Genomic DNA, 18,576 nt, shown 5'->3' with positions numbered 1-18,576 from the left:
TTTCAATTCCTTAGAGGTACGCTTAAAACAAAATATCCACCCTATAACATCTTATTCCTTTTATAGTTTCAATTCCTTAGAGGTACGCTTAAAACCAATATATATAGCGTCTTCGCAATGAACGTAATCATCGGTTTCAATTCCTTAGAGGTACGCTTAAAACCATATATGACAACTTTAAAAAGTTTTGTTCAAGAAGTTTCAATTCCTTAGAGGTACGCTTAAAACATGGAATATTCAGCATATAATTTACAAGACTATATTAAGTTTCAATTCCTTAGAGGTACGCTTAAAACTTAAAAAATGGCTCTTGTGATGAAAGAGCTGAGAGGTTTCAATTCCTTAGAGGTACGCTTAAAACCTGCTACGAAATTAGATTTTTGTGCTATTGATATATGTTTCAATTCCTTAGAGGTACGCTTAAAACTCATTTTCTACCTCCATTTTCTTTGTTTTTATTTATGTTTCAATTCCTTAGAGGTACGCTTAAAACTTAAGGATTGATAAAATTGTAAATAAATTAATGTTTAGTTTCAATTCCTTAGAGGTACGCTTAAAACTTAAGGATTGATAAAATTGTAAATAAATTAATGTTTAGTTTCAATTCCTTAGAGGTACGCTTAAAACTTAAGGATTGATAAAATTGTAAATAAATTAATGTTTAGTTTCAATTCCTTAGAGGTACGCTTAAAACTTAAGGATTGATAAAATTGTAAATAAATTAATGTTTAGTTTCAATTCCTTAGAGGTACGCTTAAAACTTAAGGATTGATAAAATTGTAAATAAATTAATGTTTAGTTTCAATTCCTTAGAGGTACGCTTAAAACTTTATCTCCCCTATTTTTATTTTTGAACAGGGCATCGGTTTCAATTCCTTAGAGGTACGCTTAAAACTTTATCTCCCCTATTTTTATTTTTGAACAGGGCATCGGTTTCAATTCCTTAGAGGTACGCTTAAAACTTTATCTCCCCTATTTTTATTTTTGAACAGGGCATCGGTTTCAATTCCTTAGAGGTACGCTTAAAACTTTATCTCCCCTATTTTTATTTTTGAACAGGGCATCGGTTTCAATTCCTTAGAGGTACGCTTAAAACTTTATCTCCCCTATTTTTATTTTTGAACAGGGCATCGGTTTCAATTCCTTAGAGGTACGCTTAAAACAATCCTTATTTTCTATAACTATATCGCTATACTCACGTTTCAATTCCTTAGAGGTACGCTTAAAACAATATAGAAAACCGAGAAAGGAGGTTAGATATGGAAGGTTTCAATTCCTTAGAGGTACGCTTAAAACAGAACTTAAACAGCTTCCACCACCAACGCATATCGTGTTTCAATTCCTTAGAGGTACGCTTAAAACTAGTTTACTATACGCTATGCATGGCGGAGAACCCCCGTTTCAATTCCTTAGAGGTACGCTTAAAACAAGAAAGGGTTAGGAAATACGTTGAAGAGGGATACAGGTTTCAATTCCTTAGAGGTACGCTTAAAACAGTCTATAACATTTTTCTAAAAACTTATCTTTTATTGAAGTTTCAATTCCTTAGAGGTACGCTTAAAACCATTTTTTACCTCCTTTGATTTTGTTTTCTGTATAAAGTTTCAATTCCTTAGAGGTACGCTTAAAACCCTCCGAGCAGAAAGCAATCATTTACATATATCATTTATGTTTCAATTCCTTAGAGGTACGCTTAAAACCCATTTTCTACCTCCATTTTCTTTTTTTTTATTTCTAGTTTCAATTCCTTAGAGGTACGCTTAAAACCCTATTTAAATAATTTATTCTTTTTTCAAAGAACGTCAAGGTTTATATCTATATTATCATTACTTAATATCGCAAGTCAAGTGTCGGAGATGATTATTAAGATATTTATAAAAAACTTATGCGTATTATGATATTCTTAGGGAGGCAAGGTTTTAACTTGCCATCAAATAAATTTTCTTTCCCGACAGTTGTTAGAAAACAAATTTTTCATGAGAAGGTTTGTCAATGCCAAGCGATAATCTTTCATAGTATTTTTTGGTTCTAAATTTATATACTAATACAGAGTCTTCATCTTCATTAATAACTGTTTTAAGCTCATTTATTAACATTTTCAATACTGCTTCTGTGATTTCACCTTCAAAAACTGAGTTTTGAACATGAACAAGATATTTTCTGCAGATTTTTAAAAATTTTTGAACTCTTTTTTCTCCAGCGTCGTAAACCAAAATAACAAACATTACCACCTCATCACAAACGGTTCATATATTTCATCCTGAATTAAGTGCTTAACCAATTTATAGCATTCAAGTCTTATCAGCCTTTGAAGTGAGACTTTTCTATTTAATCTTCTGTGTTTAATGGTATCTTTAAGGCGACTTTCAAAAGCTTGAACGAAAATTCTTTTCCCTTGTTCGTTTAAAAAGTATGCTCCTGCTTCTTTTTCAAAATGTTCTTTTCTAATAATCTTCCTGTTTACGAGATTAAAAATCAGCCTATCTACAATAACAGGCTTAAAAATTTCTGCAATATCAAGATTTAAACTGAAACTTCTATTGTTTGTTTCGTGGAGATAACCTATACGAGGGTCAAGATGGGTAAAGTAAATTTCACTCAACACTTTTGTATAAAGTAAGGTGTTTCCAAAACTTATCATTGCATTTATTTCACTATCAGGAGGTCGTTTTTCTCTTTTCTCAAATGAAAATTGTTTTAAAATTTGATTAAATCCGCTGTAGTAAGCCTCTTTTATGTTGCCTTCTATAGCCATTAGTTCTTCAATGGTTGCAGCTTTATCTATGTTAGATGATTTAAAATCTATAATTTCAACAATCTCATCACATTTATAGTTGATTAAGTTTTGTCTTGTGTTGCGATACGCTCCATAAACAAACATTTTTGCTATAAAAAGCCTTAAATCATAGTCCAGATAATGTTCAGCTTGTTTTAAAATTACATATCCGGAATTTAGATGTTCTCTTGGATAATAAGTGCCTGTATAGTAACCGTAATAATTATAGAAATGAACAGGAATTTTCTTTTTCGTTAAAAATTCAAGAACTCTTTTGTTGAAATTAATTTCTCCAAAGATTTCTATTTCTGATATTGCTTCTATAGGAATAACATGCTTGCTTCCGTTTTCCTCAATAAAAAACAGTGTGTTTTGTTCTCTTTTGATTGTACCGTTTTTAAAAATTATAAGAGGCTGTTTCATTTTAGCTCCAGCAAAATTCTCTGTATGCGCAATTTTTACAAAAGACAGTTTTTTCAGCCTTTGGAGGTTTTGAAAGATTTATTATTTCTTCTATCTCTTCTATAGCTGTTTCAATCTCTTTCTCCAATTTCTTTGTAAGTTTTACAGGGATTCTCTTTCTCTCTTCAGGTATCAGTAGTTCGCCTGTAAGTTCTTCTCCTTTTACTTTCTTTATATAATACAAATAAAAAACAAGCTGCATTCTGGCACTTTTCAGAAATCTGGAACTTTTCTTTACCTCACCTATGACTTTTCTACTTTCAAGAATATCAACCTTTATTTTGTTGTCTATAAATAACTCTTTCTTTTTACTTTTATAATAAGTTTCATGAATTAGTCTGCCGATAGAAATGAAACTGTTATCCTGCTCTGCTTCTATTCCGTGGGCAATAAGCCACACTTCCCGTTTGCAAATGTAGTAATACCAGATAAGTGTTCCGTTAATAAATGCTTTTTCTAAATCCATATTACCATATTAAATTGGGTTCTTTTAAGCCAGTTTTTCCGTAATAGATATCTTTATACCTGAAAGGAATATAATGAAAAGCAAGTTCTTCAGAAAAGAACCGTAAAGATTTTTCATCAACATTAACTCTAATGACAAATTCATAAAATTTTGGTTTTAATCTCATATAATCCTTGAAAGATGAACGCTCTCCAGACTTCAACTTTTTAACTATATCAATCATTTTGTTCCATACGTTTACAGCATTCTCATTTATCTGGACAAAAACTTCTATTCCGTAATCGTTTTCAATAAGATTCATATCTTTTATGAACCTTTTTCCATTTTTTCCTGAAAATCGTAAATATTTAAGTGCCTCTGAAAATAAAGCCAATTCTTTTACATTATCAACTGCCCTGTCTTTAACAAGTTTAAAGTATTTTTCAGTAAGGTTTATAAACTGTTCTTCTGTCAAATTGTTTACACATTCAAGAGTTTCATAAGTGCAGGAAGATAAAATTGAATCGTATATATAGCTCCAGTAAAATTTACCCTTTTCATCGACAAGTCTTATAATTTTGAATGCTCCCGATTTTTCCCCATTTCTGTTGCATCTTCCTGCTGACTGATTTAGAGCATCAAAAGGGGCGAAGTCTCTTACCACTACGTCAAAATCTATATCCACTCCTGCTTCAACAACCTGAGTTGATACAAGATACTTAACTTTCCCTTCTTTTATTTTTGCAAGGCGCTGTTTCCTTTCAAAAGGGGTGATTGAGGCGGAGATATATTCAATTTCTCCATTAACTTTCTCTTTTAGCTTTTTATAAAATTCTTGCGAACTTTTAATTGTGTTTAGAATAAATAGGTAAGTTTTATCTTCTTCAAATTTGAATGTGCTTAGAAATTCATCAATGGTCTTTTTTTCCATATCTACATCTATTTTATATCTGTTAAGACCTTTAAAAAATTCTTTCCCGGCAAGTTCAACACAATTTGGGAAAATTACTGGTTTTGTTGCTGTCATAAATAATACGTAAAAATCAAGGACTTCAGCAAGATTTTCAACAATTTGAGAAAAAATCTCCCAATATTTAAGAGGAATTGTTTGAATTTCGTCAAGAATAACAATAGTATTGTGCAGGCGAGAAAATCTTAAAGCTTGAGAACGATTTTTTGGAAAAATAGCATTGAAAAGCTGAACCATAGTAGTAACCACAATTTCACTTTCCCATCCTTCTGTCAGCACTTTTCCAATATCAAACGGTAAACTTTCTCCATCCTTTCTGTATTCTGGTTCTGAAAGATGATGATGTTTAATTATTAAAGATGAGTCGCAGGAATCTGTAATCTGTTGTAACTTTTCTTTAATAATTTCAAAATTCTGGTCAATAATTGATACAAATGGAAGAGCATAAATTATCCTAAAATTTTTTCCAATTTGTTTTTTTAAAATCTCTCTCATTTTAAGTGCATAAAGAAATCCAGTATAGGTTTTCCCAAGACCTGTGGGAAGATTTATAGAGTAAACTCTTTTGGATGGGTCAAATACTTTTGAAAGAACAGCATCTTTGGCTTTTTGCCGTAATTTATCAATAGAATATTTTGCAGGAATGGAATCTATCAAACTTTTAAAGTGCAAGTATGAAATATCGGAATATTTTATCTCTGGTACATCAACTGCATCTTTTCTATCGGCAAAAAGCAGTGCAGAACAGATGGAAAGAAAAGCAATGTAAAGAAAATAGTCTTTTACTTCACCAAACTTTTTCTTGAATCTACTTAAACTACGAAAAGGTTTAAAATCTTTTATTACATTTTCTAAGTTTATTTTTAGTGAGTTTGGGTCAATTTTTACTTTCATTTCAGAGAAAATTGAAGCTTCAAGCGAATCAAGCTGTTTTTTTAGCAAATCTATATCTGTAAGAACCCCTTCATCTTCAAATACATCTTCAGGGAAAGAGTGGTGGTTTTTAACGGCAACATACGAAAGAAAAGATAAAAGAGGATTTTCATCCATGTTATAACGAAGAAAATAAAAAAGAATGATGGCTGAAAGTAAAGAGTGATTTTTTTCCTGAGAAAATATCTTTTCTCCTCTTATATAATGTTGAAAAAATTGTGTTGCCTTACCTACATCATGGAACTGTGCCACATAAACAGCAAATTTCTTTAAGGTTTCGTCATTAATAGGAAAAGTGTCTTCAACAAGTTTTGCTACATTTTGAAGATGCTTTATCAAGTATTTATCGGGATGGGAAAGCAAACAGGTGAATGTTCTCTCCCGTTTCTCTGATTGTGAAGACATTTTTGAATCTCCCTTCTAAATCTTTACCCTTAATATCAAAAACAACATCCTGATATTCTTGAACAACTCTTCTTTTGTTCATAAAAACGGGAATTCTTTCCTTCGCAAGCTTTAAGTCAGTTTCTATGTCGATTTTGAAAACTTTGTCTGTGGGAATTACACTGTGTATTTCTGAAGTTTCTTCTACAAGCTCAGCCTTAAACTCTCCGGTAAACGAAAAGTTAGCAAGACATTCTGAAAGCCCAAGGGAAACTGTGTATTCGGTCTTATGAAAGGGTAGATATTCTAAAAGTTTATCAAGTAGTTTATCATCTCCCGATATAAAAATTCTGTATTTAGGATCTTTCAAAAATTCTGCTGATATCTGGGTTCTAATTGTTTTTTTGTTATCACCTTTGCGGTCTCTGAAAAGGGTGGGCTCAAATTTTTTTCCACTACCTTTAGTAAAAACTATGTTTAAACCGAAACGTATTTTCTTTACAGGAGAAAGTAATCTGATACCGATATTTAAACGATTAGTGATTTCTATATAATCATCCTTTGAAAATCCTAAGATAGATCCAATAATACCTCTTACTGTGGTTGGTGGTGGGAAGGAAAAAGTCAATGGAGAAGATGTGGTAAAAAATCTCCTGAAATGAGCAAGCTCTCCCCATATATCAAACGCAATTATTCTGCAAGCCATGGGAACTTCTCCAATGGTATTCCTTCAAATATGTTTTCAACTTCTGAACCTTCAGCAAACTTGAGTCTCTTATCAACTGCATAATAGATTTTTTCAATCTTATCTTTATATTCTTCAACCACTTTTTTTAATTTTGAAAAATCAAGCTCAATCTCTTCAATATCTCTTATTGCAAGTTCGTCAAGCGTTTCAGGTTTTTTAATGGAAACAAGCCTATTTAATTCACCCATATGTGTTTTAGTGTTTTCTTTATAGATAATTTCTATTAAAAGTCTTGGCATGTGACCAAACTTTGAGCGGGAAATTACATCGGTTGATTCTTTTATACCTTTCCACATTGCTTCTGTCATTTTTTTTAAATCATCGTCTTTTAGTTCTGTGTCTTTTGCTGCTTTTTCATTTGCTATTCCGTAAAAACAAAATAAGCCGTAAGGGATAATGTAAAAATCTGTCATGGTTCCCTGTCCTTTCCCTTCTTTAGAAGGCATTACAGTTGTTCCTTTTACAAGTTTTACACTTACTTTGTGAAGAGATCTTCCAAATTTAAACTGCACAGGACCTGTAAAGCTTTTTGCGTTATCGCCGACTGCAAATGTTCCACCAAAAAGCCGTATATCTATGCATCTTCTTATTATTTCGTTGTAATCTCCGTTATTGTAAAGATCCAAAAGTTCTTCTTTCGTTTTTAATTTTCCATCTTCTTTTCTTTCCTCACGGATAAAAATCTCTTCTCCCATATCAGCAAGTTCATCTCTTATTACTCTTTTAAGCCTTGTATCAGTAACAAAACAGATTCCAACTTCTTCATCTATTCTTGGTCTGTTTTCATCCATGGGGTCACCGTTTGGATTTGCATCGGTTACATCATAGAAGAAAAGATACTCTCTACGATTTTTAATCATTTTCTTCCTCCTTTTCAAAAATGGTTTTATAAATTCTGCTTTTCATTCCCATTCCAACAGCAAATATGAAATTCATTTCATCTACATTTAGTTTCCACGGAGATGGGGCTTTTGCAAAATATTCAGAAGCCATATCAAATAGTTCCCTTTCAAAACCTTTAAAAATTTCATAAGCTTCCATTTTTTCTCTTAATTCAGTCATCAATTTTTTGAAACCCCTTTCATTCATTTTAAGTCCGGAAAGCTTTTTTAAAAATGGTTTACTGCCGTCTCTACTTGCAGCTTGCTTGTCAATAAGACGCTGAGTTAAAACACCAAGTAAAAATATTCCTTTACTTTCTTCCGTTTTGAGTAGCGGAAGTTCTTCCAGAAGTTTATCAAGATTATCAAACTGTCCGTTTATCATAGTTTCCTCCGTAGTAGCTTTAACAAACAGATATGAAAGAAGAGCATCAAAAGCTTTGTTTGCGGTTTTTAGTTTTTCTCCTAATAGTTCATCTAAAAGTGTCTGTCTTATACCGTTTAGCAGAATTTTAATAAGAAGGTTTTCAGAATACGGAACTTTTCGGAAAATGGAATCTATCAGTTCAAGGAAGAATTCTTCTAAATCACGTGAGCGGGAATTTCTATCCCATTTCCAGAAAAACTGTCCGATAGTGCTGAAAGTAAACTCTTTTTCCGGTTTAAAAACAGACTCTATGGCAGATTTAACTTCAAAGAGTTTTTTTATTCTTGATGGATAAACATCCTGAATATAAAGCCTTATTTGCTCCTGAGAATTGTTTATCTTTAGAAAAATAAAATGAAAAGATACTGTATCTTTAAGTTCTTTTAACACGTCAAGAATATCTTCGTCAGTATCGGACAGTTTAAGTTTTTCTTTATTTGTAAGATTTAACTTCCTTTTTAAGAATTCTAAATCAAATATGTTTTTAAAAACTTCCTGTGTATTTTCGTCAACTACTTCGGTTAATACAAGATCCGGGATAAGCCAATAGGAAGGAGCATATTTGGTAAGGGAAAATTTATGTGAAGCTATAACCTTTTTAGCAAAATCAAGGAGTAAAAAGCAGTCTATACATACAGGGAATCCCCTTTCATGATTTTTCTCTGAAAAGCCGGATATATAGCCTATCTTGTCAAGAGTGTAAAAGGCATAAGGTGATTTTTTTCCTGAAACTTTAGTTCTTTTTCCACAGAGAGAACACACACCTTCAACCGGTTCAAATTCTTCCATATAACCGATTTTAAATGCTTTTACTATGCTTTCTATTTCTCCTGGAAATTTTCCGTTAAACGTTGTAGTTAATAAAATTTTTTCATTTTTCTCAGGTGGAAAATTCTTTAGATAATTTAAAAGTTCTTCCTTTACCTTTTCATAATTTTTAATACAAACAATGTTCTCTGAGTATTTTTTAAGCCAATTAAAAATTGATTCCAGACATCTGATACTCTTTTCTGGATGTTTAATGTTTAAAAAGAAAGTTGGCGTATTTGAATTACATCTGCGTGAAGCTCTAACTTTTTTATAAAGAAGTTTGCTTTCAATACCGGAAATGTTCCTTGTATCTGAAATACCCATAAAATTTCCATCACTATCAAACTCTAAAATAATTAACCTATCAGCTTCAACTTTGTCTGTCATAAAATCTTCAGTTTTCTTATCTCCCGCCATAAACTTACCGAACCGATATATGGCTTCAATCATTTTGAGAACCCTCTATAAGAACTATTTTCATGCCGCTTCCCTTTTCCTTATCCCATTCTCTCAAGGTTAATGGAAAAAATTCTTTTTCGTCAGATTCTACAGGAAGCAAGTAGTTGTTATTTTTTGGTTTAAACAAGAAGTTTTTAGGCTTGGTTTTATCAGAAGAAGGCTTTTCTACTTGAATTTCACTGATTTTTTCAACTTTAACTTTTCCAAAACCTGTATTTTTATCAGCTCCTATAAAAAACAGTTTTCCTTTTAATTCGGAAAAAAATGTATTTAAATCACTGTCGGAACTGTTTATTTTCACCCAGCCGATAAAATTTTTAGCATGGATATATTCCCTTTCATACAACGCACCTTCAAGAGAAGTATTGGATAGAGGATTGATGGCATTTTTAAGGTCGGAAGAAATATATTTTTTACGGTTGGTTTCATCAAAAGAAAAAAGTGCTTCGTTGTTTTCTATAATATAAAAATTTGTTAATCTGATAGATTTGAGTTTACTTTTAGCATCTTTATAATCTCTATTGCCTTCAAACAATGCAAAAAGCTTTACAAAAGCGTTCCACATAGTCCATGCAGGAATAAACCAGTAAGTTTCAGAAAGGATGTTGAAGGTTCTTCTTGTTATGGAGATAGGAGAAAGGGCTTTAAGCCTGATTTCAAAATATTTATATTCAATTTCAGTCATCTTTATCCCTCACTTACTTTATTTTCCATCGCCTTTGCCTTGTATCTTGCGTAAATAAGCATCTTTTCAAGGACAGTTTTTGCAAAAAGGAGTTTGGGAAGCTTTCCAGAAAGGTTAAGGAATGCCTTTTCTATCCTTTCTTTCAAATTTTCGTTTGTTTCAATTTTCTCAATAACTTTTAGTTCAGCAAGAATCCTTGCAGTCTGGATAAGCATTGCTCTATGCGGTTCTCTGTCCTGAGACTTAAGCCATATCATGTAGGCAAAAGGGCCGTCTTCTACTAATATTCCAAGGGCTTTAGTTATTTCTGTTTCAAAAGTAGATGAATTAAATGAAGATGGTTTTTCTTTTAATTTATCAAATTGATTGTCTTTCCTGACTCTGTTTTTTAAATCTTGAAGTGGATTAATTAGATTGTAATTTTTAAATTCTTTTAAACTTTCTCTCCAGTCTGAGTCATCATAATTCTTACCTTCGAAATCTTCTTTATTATTACTGCCCTGTAAAATCTTTTTAGCCTCATTGTATAAACTTTCAGGAAATGTCAACAAATCCATTCCGTATTCAGCGCAAATTTTATCAAGATTGATTTTATTCATTGTTAGCCTCCCTGCTTGAGGAAAGTATTTCTTTAAGAATATCTAAAATCTCGTTCTCGTTATTAACATCTGCTTCTTTTTGTTTTTTTACTTTCTCAACATATTCTATCCAAAGAGATTTCTTTTCTTCAATATCCTGCTTCTCTTTCTCTAATTTATTTTTCTCTTTTATCAATTCTTCTTTCTTCTTGTTATCCTGTTCATCTTCTATTTCTTGTTTTATTTTACTAATCTTTGTTTCTAATTCATTGAGATTATTATTCAGCTTACCAATAAATTCCTTTAATTTCTCCAAGTATTCCTTTTCACCAAGCCAGTTATCTATAATTTCAATTTTCCCAAAGCCTCTTGTTCCCATTCCTCCAATACCAAGAGAAGAAAAAAGTTTAAATCCTTTCTCAACTGTGCCAATTACTATCTCAATTGATTCATCTTTCATATAGTTAGAAGGATTTTCATAAGTAACATCAAGGATAAAAACCGCTCCTCTTGGCAGTGCTTCATAGGTAAATAATGCTCCACTTTCTGCTGCACCGGTTATAGGATTTATAGAAACAGATGTTCTTGTTTCAAGATTGGAATTAACAATGTGATGAAAAACATCTTTTGAAACTACGCAAATACGAGTTCCCACTCTGTTTAAGACACCGCTTAAATCTGTTATTTCATCGTTCTCAATATCTTTTTTTATCTTCCAGATTTCAGGATTAATGGAATTAGAAGCTTTAAGCATTATCCAGCCAAAGTTTAAAAATTTTTTTCCTTCGTCATTTTTGGGTAAAGAACTTTCAAGGGATTGGGAATAAAGGAAAGAGTTGTTTTCCACAGAAATTTCGTCTCCACCAGTTTCAACAAATTCTTTTAAAATTTCATCAGAAGTAAGCCATACTGTTCCAATCATTGTGGAAACAGGGAAAAATAAAATTCTTGCATCTGAAAAATAGGCAAGCCCTGAATGTGCCTTTTTGTCTTTAACAAAACCATAGGTAAGACAAACAGGACATTCTCCGCAAGGGTCCTGTTCTTCAGTTTTCTTACCTTTTGAACAACCAAGATTTAAATTCATACCTTCCGATTTATAAGAAAGCCAGCTGTAATATCTTGCATTTCCCGAAATTGTGGAGCCCGGAATTTTAGGAAGATTTGTTGCAGGGTCTCTAACTATAGTGTTATCAACTCTTCCTATTCTATATCCACCTGTTCCAACAAATACAGGTTCTTTTGCAATGGCAAGGTATTTTTTAGCTTTAAAAGGTATAAATGTATCAGACATTTTGCTCCTCCTCATAAAATTTTCTTTTTAAGACAGTATGCCACATATCAATAAAGTCAAAAAATACACCGTTTAACATAGCTTTTTTCAAAAACTCAAAATCTTTCCTGCTAATCTGCCCTTTCTTTGTTTCTTCTTTTAGCTTTAATCTAAATGGAATGCTTAAAATCACATTTTCAACAAACTCTTCAAAAGGCTTATCTGTAATTGGAAAGTTGTCAGTTTTATCTATCTCCCAATTTTGAAGTTTTCCGATAAGCATTCCGTAAGCATTAAGAAGTTGAGATGAAGTCAATTTTAATTTATTAAGCAGCAATTCTCTCAAGTTTTCAAATTCATCTATCTGATTTAATCTATAAGGTTTCGGTGAATTTTCTTTAAATAACCAGTGTTTTCTTTCTTTCCCCACATCAAGCCTTCTTGTATTTGTATCAAGATAGACGAAATCAAAATAGGAAGGATAAAACCAGACTTTATTGCCTGTCTGCAAGTTTTTAACATGCTTGATAATTTTCCATTTTTCATTTTCACTTTCACTTATAGGCACTTTCCATCCGTTGTTGTTCTCCACTATGAAATAGGGATGGAAAAGGTCTTCTTTGTTGGGATCACCGGTAGCATAAGAAAAATAATAAATCTCTTCATTATCAAATTTAATTTTTTTAACTTTATTCCTAAGCTTACCTTCAAATAATCTACAATTTTCCTCAGTTTCTAATTCAGAAATTTCACACACTTTAAGCATTTCAGGGGAATTATTCGTTTCCATCAATCTTTTTGCAGTATCAAGCACGGCATACATCGGCATTCTTTTGTGAAAAGCAACAAAACCAACCTTTATAGGAAGTCTGTTTTGAACTTTGTTGAATTCAATTTCGTATTTCTTCTTAATGTGCTTAATGATTTCCCAAACCTCTTTAAGGGGAACAAAGAACATCGTATTTGAAGGTTCAAACTGGTAGGGAATAATTGGCGTATATGGTTTTGGATTTTCCACATTATTGATATTTAAACTACCAATTTGATTTTTAAAAAATTTATCAGTAAAAATGTAAAGGATTTGTCCACTTTTTGGAGTAAATTCCTTAGCTGCCGAGATTACAGCTGCTTTATTGTTTTCTAAAACTACAATTTCTCCTTTATTATCTTTATCATCTTTGAAATAGTATGTGTGGGTGGTTTTGAGATTTGGGGAGTCTGTAAATTCAAACACATATCTTTTCTTAGAATTGAGTTTTCTTTTTACTTCTTCAAATATATCAATTCCAAAATTTTTAGTTGTTTCCCAGATTCTCCTTAAACGGGCAAATGAAGGATGTTTGCGGGTTGTATGCAAAAGGAAAACAGCTGCTTTATGTTTATTATCTCCTTTTGTAGCGCATGAGGGGCAGGTGTATCTATCCTGCCAATCAGGTTCTCTGTTTTCAACAATTGATTGAAACAATTCAGTAGGAGAAGTAGCGTAAATTTTGCCAATTAATACCTGAAAGAGGTCTTTAACAGTCAAGTTGCTGCCATCTTGTTTAGTTATGGAGAATTTCTGGTTAAAGTCATTTTTATTAAATGCCTCTTCAAGAAGTTCTATAAGGCGATTATAATCTGACACATTGTATAGTTCATTTTCCAACTGTTTTTTAAACTCCTCTTCAAGCAAAGGATTGCTTAAAAATGTATTAAGCATTTCTCCGTTAAGCCATTTTTCAAGGTCAAATTTTAGATAAAGAAGAGCGATTCTATGGTTTTCATCTGCGACTTCATCAATCCAGATTGAAGTGTCAAAGGATGGTTTTTCAGGATTTCCTCTTTTCCAATTTGCGTTTCTATACCATTCTTCAACTCTGTTTAATGACAGTTTAAGACAATCAAGGCATTCTTTTCTCTCATAGGCTTTTATACTGTTCTTTTCTTCTTCTGAAAGGTCATGCCAATCTTTACTTTTTATTAAGTTTTCATATTCTTCATCTGTTAACGGAACAGGCCTTAAGTTACAAACGATGCACTTTTCATAACCTTCGTTTTTACCACTCCATTTCTGTTTTAATCTTTCTACATCAGGTTCCCATTTTTTTTCTTCGGAAAGAATTTGTCCAAGATTTAAAGCACCGCGGGATGATTTTGAAAGGATAATTTTGGGTTTAATAATTCCTTGAGAAATAAAAGATGATAACTCTTCAATGAGTTCTTCTATATTAGAACAATCAGATACAATATTTTCTAATTTTTTCTCATTCCACTCACCTCTATAATTCAATTCTACGGGTAATTTTATATTTTTAATGGAATTCCATACATCGTTATCTATTTCTAAAATTTCCTCATTTTCGCAATTCTCAGGAACGAGAAAAACACTGCCGTTTTCATCTCTGTAAATCTCATTCCCAATTGGTATAATAACTTCAAGAAGGATTTTTATATTATCAAGTATTTTTTGCACAAGCGCTTTTCTGCCAAGGAGATCTCCTATCTTAGGAACTGCATTGTAAAAATCATTTCCATCAAATCTTATACCAAGTAATTTCCACTTTATATCTTTAGGGGCTTTCCAGCCATCTATTATTACTTGAGCAAGGGCAGCTTTATAAAGGGAAGCAACAGAAAAAGAGTGATCCCATAAAGTTACATCGTTTGCAGGTCTTCTTGTTTCTCCAAGGGCATTTAAAAAGGCTTTTCTGGTTTCTCTTAAAAGCTCTTCTCTTTTGTTAATCCAGTTTTGAATTTTATCTGGATCATTTTCTATGTCTTTTAGATTTTCAAGAATATTTGCAAGTTTATCAGCATAATCGTTTCTGATTCTGGTTAAAGATTTATCGTCTGTGTCCGGTAAGGTTAAATCAATCTTTTGATTTTCATACCCGAAGGCGGTTGAGATATAAGTATAATTTTTTGATTGCTTTGCAATCTTATGGTTTGTTACCATTTTGTCAATGGCAGAGTCTATACCATCGGCACCATCTTTCTCCGCCAGAATCAAAGAAATAGTATTAGAAATGCAAGTTTTGAAATGGTGTTCTGCTATAAAGTTAGATATGGCTATATTTTCATTGTTTAGAATATTGCATAATGCGGTATTTATGATAGAAAAATCATTTTCAAAGAAATTTCCAACTTCTTTGACCCCTTTCTTTAAATTTTCCATATAAATCAAAGGCTTAAAAACTTGATCCAGTAGTTCATCTAATTTTTCTCCTTTTCCTTGGTCTGAATATTTTTTACCCTTATGAGTTAAAGCTGATTTAAGCTCAGCAAATGATTTGACTTTCCCCTTTTTCTGAATTTTAAGTCTCTTTTCTACTTCTTTCAGAAATGAATCATTAGTATCAAATCTTAAATTAAGTGCTTTTTCCAATTTAGTTTTAATAACATTTAATAACTCTCTTTCAACTATATCATAATTTCCTTTGTTATATTGACAGAAAATTCGCTCAAGAAGTTCATCTATGCAAGTTAAATGAGAAGGAAATATTGTTTTAGAGTGTAAGTCTTCCTTCCAAGTCTTAGGATCAGTAGATTCAACATAATATTCCACAAATTCCTTACTCAACTTACCCAAATCATGAATCAATGCCCCGATTTCAGCGAAAAGAACATCCTTTCTTTTATCAATTAAATCTTTTAGTGCCATTTATTCCTCCCAGTGAATCTCAAACCTTCCCCAGCCATCCTTTGTTTTTGCACCTATTCCTGTTTGTTTTAATTTTTCAAAAGCTTTTTTTACTACTTTCTTATCTGCTTTCCATTCTTCATCTATTTCATCAAGTTTTCCTTTAGTAATTAAATCAAAAGGAAACCATATAATTGCTCCGGTCGTATTTTCTCCAGCAGGAACTACCTCATAATAAATAGGCCCTGATGTTGGTGTTCTTGTTTCTCTTTTAAGTGGTGTAATTACATCAAGGGCTACCTTTGTAAAATGTAAATCGGAAAATATTAACCTTCCTCTGCAAATCCCCTCACTGTTTACAACCTTTTTCTGTTTTAAATATTTTTCAAAAGCACTGGAAATTTTTCCAAGAATAGCTTGTATTTTACCAACATCTTTTATACCACCTGTTGCAAGGAGACTTTTAAATGTAAACCAGTTTATATCTTTTTCATTTCCAAAAAGTTTCACAAGTCTGGCTCTTTTTTTAAAAAAGAATCTATCATCTTTGTTGCTTTCTTCCTCTTCTAAGATAGTTTCTTCGCTTTCTTTCATATATTCATCAAATTTTTCCCCATAATTTCCTTTTAATAATGCATCTTCAAGGTTTTCAACAGCTGCCTGCCTTAAAGCTCCTTTGAGCGAACTTCCTTTAAATACAAGAAGTCCTGTTGCTTTTTCCTTTGCGAATTGGTTATCTATTGAATAGAAATTATTTTCTGATGCTGTGTAGAGGTTTGAAGTGAGAGTTAAAGTGAATTTTAGTGTTTTTAGCAACTTGGTATCGTTTCCCAATGTGTTTAATCTTTTCCATATTTCATCAGGGCAAAAATTATATACAAAACCTTTACTTTTAAAATACAAGGAATAATTTCCACCCGGTTTATTACCCCATAACTTATCTCGTTTGGAATGGATAAAATACAGATTTTGGTTATTTTTAAACTGATTATATGAAATTCTATCTATTCTCTCAGATTTTAAAAAGGAATAAAAATCGTATTTCATTGGTTTTCTCCTTCTTGAAGGAATAGGTTTTTCACATTTTTACAACTATCCAATAATTTTAAATTGCTATTTTGCCAGCATACGCCATCTTCAACTTTTGACGGCAAAAGGCTAACTTTCTTTTTTTGCCTACTGTCATATATTCCTTTCCAGGGCACATCATTGAAGAGTTGAGACAAGAGATTTAAAACATCTTTCACCTTGCCTTGAATAGGTTTTTTATCAGGTAGCCATCCATAAATCCTGAATTCAAATTTCTTGTTATTTGTGTAAACATGAGAAACCTGAATTGCCGAAAAAGTAGAATTTTTACCTTTAACTTTTCCCATTAAAAAGTGTCTTAAATCATTATTAGAATTAAATTGTGATTTTATTTCTTTTCTTATCACTTTCCTTACCACAGGAGAAGTTATCAACCAGTTGAAGTCTTCAGAAATTTTATTTTCAGGATTATAAAATTGCTTTATATTTTCTAAAATTTCCTTGAATTCTCCATCAATTTTAAATTTCACAAAAAACATGTCTTTTAGATTAGGAAGATTTTTTAAATTATTTTCAATTTTTCTCTTTCTCTCAGTGTCATTAATTTGTTCAGGATTGAATTTATTATCAAACAATGCTAAATAATTAGTAAAATTCTTCCAATTGCCATCTTTAATTGAAAGTTCATTATCAGCAGTTTTAAACCTTGCTACGCCATACCCCATAGAAGTTTTAGCCCCAAGCATTCCGTATTCCTGAATTAAATAAAGAAGAATTTTTAAAATGGAAGGAAATACTTCATTTAAATCTTTTGACAAATAGAATTCATCATACTGAAAAATAAGCGTTGCATCTCCCATAAGACCGGCTTCATAATGCCACCCATTGCCATCATTGAGTTTAACAACCACTTTTCCATCATAAGGCTTTTTCAAATTATCGTTTTCTATATTCAATGAAAATCTGCTTTTCCAACCTGTTGCGCCAAAAAGAAAACATACAGGGCACATTTTCTCATGAATTTTGCCAATATCTCCTGGGTTTTTTATTTCAACTTTGCACTTGTTATCGGAAGTTGAATCACATGCATAATATCCCATCCCTCTAACCAATGCTTCAAACCACCACCTTAAAGAACCAATAATTCCAGTAAGCTTTAATTTTTCACTTTTACCTTCTGCATCCCCTGTCCAGAGCGGTGTTAGAGTTTTAAAAGCTATTTTTACTTCTTTTTTCATCTCCTAATTCTCCCCACTTTTATCAACTGCCACCATACCAAAGCCTTGAGCGTTACGAGCTCCCAATCCTGTTTTAAGAGCTATTTCTATAATCTTTAACGGAGCTTTTATTTCAAATTTTCCTTTCCATGCCTCTATCACGAAGTTATTTTTATAAAAAGTTATAACTTTCCTGTATTTTGAATTTTTGATCTGCAAAATTTCTATGCTATCAGAAAAAGCTTGTCCTGTAATAACACTATACTTGCTTATTAAATTTCTTATTAGAAGTTGATAGAATTTTTCTTGATATGGATTGTAATATACAGTTTTACCGTTTATTGTTTCATGAACTGTTATTGGAGAAAGTGTTTTCAATATTACTCTTTCCGTTATAATAGATTCTTCAAAAGATTCTATAGAAGATAAAAAAACTTCCTGTCCTGCAATGTTTAAATTTCTCGCTCCTATTAGCTGTTTTACAATATCTGATAAAACGTTTAAATCGTAGCTTGATATATAGAAGTGGAAACTTTGTGGAAAAAATATCTGTTTCTCTCTTTTAAAAACCTTGTTTTTGCCATACAAATTAGAAAAAGTAAGTAGTTTGTAAACCTTATTACCGTTCCCATACCCGACAGAATGAATAAACTCTGCCAGAGGGCGAGAAATGTTATGCAAAACAAATCCCTGCAAAATATAATGGTAATGGAAAGGAAGTTTTAATCCCCCTGGTGCTTCAAATGTTAGCTTTAATCTCACGCCTTTTCCCACTCTAAAACATATTTTTATAAATTTTATCAAGAGTTCTAAATTTTGTCCAGATAGCGCGAGAGTGTTTGAAAAATGCTATTAACTTTAAGAGATCCTTCGGGCT

At 31.8% G+C, this 18,576-nt stretch carries 14 protein-coding genes and 1 CRISPR repeat array; all 14 genes read right to left on the bottom strand.

Going from position 1 to position 18,576, the window contains the following annotated elements; all coding sequences use genetic code 11:
• Window positions 1–65: 65 nt before the first annotated feature.
• Window positions 66–1,767: direct repeats of the CRISPR family, unit length 30 nt; unit sequence GTTTCAATTCCTTAGAGGTACGCTTAAAAC.
• A gap of 191 nt (window positions 1,768–1,958) precedes the next feature.
• From cas2 to cas6, 14 genes are read right to left on the bottom strand one after another with little or no spacing between them, the layout of a single operon-like run.
• Entirely contained in the window at window positions 1,959–2,225 is a 267-nt protein-coding gene (gene cas2, locus CHB58_RS08175; RefSeq protein WP_089323618.1) for a CRISPR-associated endonuclease Cas2, read from the bottom strand.
• Window positions 2,225–3,199, bottom strand: a complete 975-nt coding sequence (cas1b, locus tag CHB58_RS08170) for a type I-B CRISPR-associated endonuclease Cas1b (RefSeq protein ID WP_089323617.1) — start codon at window positions 3,197–3,199, stop codon at window positions 2,225–2,227. The genes cas2 and cas1b overlap by 1 nt, the downstream gene beginning before the upstream one ends.
• 1 nt (window position 3,200) lies before the next feature.
• On the bottom strand, window positions 3,201–3,704 hold the full coding sequence (gene cas4 / locus CHB58_RS08165) for a CRISPR-associated protein Cas4 (RefSeq protein WP_089323616.1): 504 nt from the start codon (window positions 3,702–3,704) through the stop codon (window positions 3,201–3,203).
• A gap of 1 nt (window position 3,705) precedes the next feature.
• Window positions 3,706–5,991, bottom strand: coding sequence for a CRISPR-associated helicase/endonuclease Cas3 (locus tag CHB58_RS08160; RefSeq protein ID WP_089323615.1), 2,286 nt, complete (start codon window positions 5,989–5,991; stop codon window positions 3,706–3,708).
• On the bottom strand, window positions 5,930–6,676 hold the full coding sequence (gene cas5b / locus CHB58_RS08155; protein ID WP_089323614.1) for a type I-B CRISPR-associated protein Cas5b: 747 nt from the start codon (window positions 6,674–6,676) through the stop codon (window positions 5,930–5,932). Before cas5b ends, CHB58_RS08160 begins: the two co-directional genes overlap by 62 nt.
• Complete coding sequence (cas7b, locus tag CHB58_RS08150) at window positions 6,661–7,578, bottom strand: type I-B CRISPR-associated protein Cas7/Csh2 (RefSeq protein ID WP_219350108.1); 918 nt, start codon at window positions 7,576–7,578, stop codon at window positions 6,661–6,663. Before cas7b ends, cas5b begins: the two co-directional genes overlap by 16 nt.
• Window positions 7,571–9,286 carry a TIGR02556 family CRISPR-associated protein gene (locus CHB58_RS08145; protein WP_089323613.1) on the bottom strand — a complete coding sequence of 572 codons (1,716 nt, stop codon included), beginning with the start codon at window positions 9,284–9,286 and terminating at the stop codon, window positions 7,571–7,573. Before CHB58_RS08145 ends, cas7b begins: the two co-directional genes overlap by 8 nt.
• Complete coding sequence (locus tag CHB58_RS08140; RefSeq protein ID WP_089323612.1) at window positions 9,279–9,980, bottom strand: hypothetical protein; 702 nt, start codon at window positions 9,978–9,980, stop codon at window positions 9,279–9,281. The genes CHB58_RS08145 and CHB58_RS08140 overlap by 8 nt, the downstream gene beginning before the upstream one ends.
• Window positions 9,981–9,982: 2 nt before the next feature.
• On the bottom strand, window positions 9,983–10,579 hold the full coding sequence (locus tag CHB58_RS08135; RefSeq protein WP_089323611.1) for a hypothetical protein: 597 nt from the start codon (window positions 10,577–10,579) through the stop codon (window positions 9,983–9,985).
• Window positions 10,572–11,852 (bottom strand): type III-B CRISPR module RAMP protein Cmr4, encoded by a 1,281-nt coding sequence (cmr4, locus tag CHB58_RS08130; protein WP_180706464.1) that lies wholly within the window; start codon window positions 11,850–11,852, stop codon window positions 10,572–10,574. The genes CHB58_RS08135 and cmr4 overlap by 8 nt, the downstream gene beginning before the upstream one ends.
• Entirely contained in the window at window positions 11,845–15,474 is a 3,630-nt protein-coding gene (locus tag CHB58_RS08125) for a CRISPR-associated protein Csx11 (RefSeq protein ID WP_089323609.1), read from the bottom strand. The genes cmr4 and CHB58_RS08125 overlap by 8 nt, the downstream gene beginning before the upstream one ends.
• A complete protein-coding gene (locus CHB58_RS08120; protein WP_089323608.1) occupies window positions 15,475–16,500 on the bottom strand; it encodes an RAMP superfamily CRISPR-associated protein in 1,026 nt (341 codons plus the stop codon). It abuts the gene before it with no gap.
• Window positions 16,497–17,720: a type III-B CRISPR module RAMP protein Cmr1 gene (cmr1, locus tag CHB58_RS08115; RefSeq protein ID WP_089323607.1), complete on the bottom strand. Its 1,224-nt coding sequence runs from the start codon at window positions 17,718–17,720 to the stop codon at window positions 16,497–16,499. Before cmr1 ends, CHB58_RS08120 begins: the two co-directional genes overlap by 4 nt.
• Window positions 17,721–17,723: 3 nt before the next feature.
• Entirely contained in the window at window positions 17,724–18,461 is a 738-nt protein-coding gene (cas6, locus tag CHB58_RS08110) for a CRISPR-associated endoribonuclease Cas6 (RefSeq protein ID WP_219350107.1), read from the bottom strand.
• Between the last annotated feature and the right edge of the window lie 115 nt (window positions 18,462–18,576).

Origin of the sequence: Desulfurobacterium atlanticum, from assembly GCF_900188395.1 — a bacterium.
Classification (GTDB): domain Bacteria; phylum Aquificota; class Aquificia; order Desulfurobacteriales; family Desulfurobacteriaceae; genus Desulfurobacterium_A; species Desulfurobacterium_A atlanticum.
This window is presented reverse-complemented; position numbering and strand designations above follow the sequence as displayed.

Coding starts and splice junctions, on each gene's coding strand:
- cas2 (WP_089323618.1), bottom strand. CDS start 2,225: ATGTTTGTTATTTTGGTTTACGACGCTGGAGAAAAAAGAGTTCAAAAA.
- cas1b (WP_089323617.1), bottom strand. CDS start 3,199: ATGAAACAGCCTCTTATAATTTTTAAAAACGGTACAATCAAAAGAGAA.
- cas4 (WP_089323616.1), bottom strand. CDS start 3,704: ATGGATTTAGAAAAAGCATTTATTAACGGAACACTTATCTGGTATTAC.
- CHB58_RS08160 (WP_089323615.1), bottom strand. CDS start 5,991: ATGTCTTCACAATCAGAGAAACGGGAGAGAACATTCACCTGTTTGCTT.
- cas5b (WP_089323614.1), bottom strand. CDS start 6,676: ATGGCTTGCAGAATAATTGCGTTTGATATATGGGGAGAGCTTGCTCAT.
- cas7b (WP_219350108.1), bottom strand. CDS start 7,578: ATGATTAAAAATCGTAGAGAGTATCTTTTCTTCTATGATGTAACCGAT.
- CHB58_RS08145 (WP_089323613.1), bottom strand. CDS start 9,286: ATGATTGAAGCCATATATCGGTTCGGTAAGTTTATGGCGGGAGATAAG.
- CHB58_RS08140 (WP_089323612.1), bottom strand. CDS start 9,980: ATGACTGAAATTGAATATAAATATTTTGAAATCAGGCTTAAAGCCCTT.
- CHB58_RS08135 (WP_089323611.1), bottom strand. CDS start 10,579: ATGAATAAAATCAATCTTGATAAAATTTGCGCTGAATACGGAATGGAT.
- cmr4 (WP_180706464.1), bottom strand. CDS start 11,852: ATGTCTGATACATTTATACCTTTTAAAGCTAAAAAATACCTTGCCATT.
- CHB58_RS08125 (WP_089323609.1), bottom strand. CDS start 15,474: ATGGCACTAAAAGATTTAATTGATAAAAGAAAGGATGTTCTTTTCGCT.
- CHB58_RS08120 (WP_089323608.1), bottom strand. CDS start 16,500: ATGAAATACGATTTTTATTCCTTTTTAAAATCTGAGAGAATAGATAGA.
- cmr1 (WP_089323607.1), bottom strand. CDS start 17,720: ATGAAAAAAGAAGTAAAAATAGCTTTTAAAACTCTAACACCGCTCTGG.